General features: G+C 69.6%; 3 protein-coding genes. 1 reads left to right on the forward strand and 2 read right to left on the reverse strand.

Annotated features, from left to right (window positions below):
- Together G6O68_RS31685 and G6O68_RS31690 are read right to left on the reverse strand one after the other, a co-directional pair.
- On the reverse strand, positions 1-224 hold a 224-nt coding region (locus tag G6O68_RS31685), incomplete at its 3' end, for an ECF-type sigma factor (RefSeq protein WP_240911589.1).
- A 162-nt stretch (positions 225-386) separates the two neighbouring features.
- A complete protein-coding gene (locus G6O68_RS31690; protein WP_165253734.1) occupies positions 387-545 on the reverse strand; it encodes a hypothetical protein in 159 nt (52 codons plus the stop codon).
- A gap of 476 nt (positions 546-1,021) precedes the next feature.
- Between G6O68_RS31690 and G6O68_RS31695 the strand changes: the two genes are divergently transcribed.
- Entirely contained in the window at positions 1,022-1,228 is a 207-nt protein-coding gene (locus G6O68_RS31695) for a hypothetical protein (RefSeq protein ID WP_165253736.1), read from the forward strand.
- Positions 1,229-1,828: the final 600 nt, after the last annotated feature.

The raw sequence follows: 1,828 nt of genomic DNA on the forward strand, positions 1-1,828 counted from the left end.
ATGCCGCCGGTTGGCCCAGCCGGGGTCGCGCCTTTGTCCCCCGCGACCCGCAGATACGCCTCATGCACCAAGGCCGTGGCGTTCAGGGTCTGACCGGGCAGCTCGCCGGCGAGTTGCCGCGCCGCAAGCCCCCTCAACTCATCGTAGACCAATGGCAGGAGCTCGACGGCCGCCTGCGGCTCCCCCCGCCCGATCGCTTCGAGGACCTGGCTGATCTCCCGCATCGTTCGCCGTCTCCGGCCCGCCGACTCGTAAGGATGTCGCGGCCGCCCCGTCATCAGGGATGAGGACCGGTCGATGCCGGCTGCTACTTTATCGAAGTCATCCGTATCACGTGCAAGATTTACCTTGCGACCGTGTGGCATCGGAGCGGTTTCTCGTCGAGTCTACCGCTCGATCGGGAGTCCGGCCATCCTCCCATGGCGGAACCAGACCGCGATGTCGGCGGGGCGGACGGCCTGCGGGGCGTCGCCCATCGCCCCGATCAGGCATCCGATCGTCCTCGCCCCGGCCGATCGCGGCCAGGCCTTGAGCTTCGAGAACATCCGATCGAGATCAGGGCTGACGGCGACGAATCGTTCGCGAAGAACGCGAACAGAAATCCATCCCTGGCGGCCCTCCACACCAGGCCGGAGATGGCCGCGACAACCGACCCCGTCAACAAACAACCGCTCTGACCGGGTGTCGAGACAGCCGGCTTCTTGACCGGCCGACGGGCCATGAGGTGGATCAGCGCGTGGTAGATGAACGCATCGGCGCCGGCCGTCGATTCCTGGCCATCCTTCGACCGCCTCCGCGATTGCCCCATCCAGGCGAAGGCCCGCTCGAACCGCCATCGGAACGGGATCACCTCGAACTTCTTCGCTCCGGGCTTCTTGGTCATGACCTTCTGCCGCAGCCTGTTCCGCCGCCTCAGCCCGTGGATCCGCTCGGCGATCGCCTGCCCGTCCTGCTGCGCCGGGAGGGAAGGGAGGTCGAGCGCAAGCGGGCCTGCCGCCTCGACGCGGAAGAAGGCCTGGCCGTGCGCAGCAAGACTCCGCGTAGCCACGCCAGCCCGCAGGTCCGCACGACGCCGGCCGCCGCCGAGGCGGCCGGCGTCGTCTGGGCGATGGACTTCATGAGCGACTCGCCCTCGGATGGCCGCCGATTCTGGTCGTGGACCGTCGTAGACGCATTCACCCGCGAGGCGGTGGCTACCCGGGCCGACCTCCAGCTCACCGGCGACTGAACCGTCCGCGTCCTCGAAGGGCCGGCCGCCTAGAGGAGAGTCCCGTCGAGCATCCGGCGGAGGACGGTCGCGAGTTCGCCAGGAGGTCGCTGGACCTTCGGGCCTATTTCAACGTCGTCACGCGGGATTTCATCAGGCCGGGGAAGCCGACCGACATCTCATTCATCGAGGCGTTCAACGGCCGGCTCCGGCAGGAGTGCCTGGACGGGCTCAGGCCGAGCGGGCCGCGATCGACGGGTCGGCGGAGGGCTTCGCCGCGCCTTCACGCGCCAGGGTCGGCTGGTGGGGGAGACCTACGTGGCGGCCCACGCCGGCGAAACCTTCCCGATACCGACGCTCGCCGAGGCACGAAGGACGACGCCCGCGGAGCTGGACGTGACGATCCCCGTAGCCCGACGCAGGTGGAGGCGATCCGGCGGGCCGAGACTGACGCGGCCCCGTCCGTCGTCACCCGCGGAAGGAGCTCGCATCCTCGCCGCCCCGCGCCCGGATTATTCGTCGGTCGACGGCCGGGCGGGGGCCGATGACGGGAGGTCCGCGAGCACGCGGTGCGCGCAGGTGACGGCCAGGGCCCCGTCGCCCACGGCGAAGGCGACGCGT

The organism is Paludisphaera soli, from assembly GCF_011064595.1.
Classification (GTDB): Bacteria; Planctomycetota; Planctomycetia; order Isosphaerales; family Isosphaeraceae; genus Paludisphaera; species Paludisphaera soli.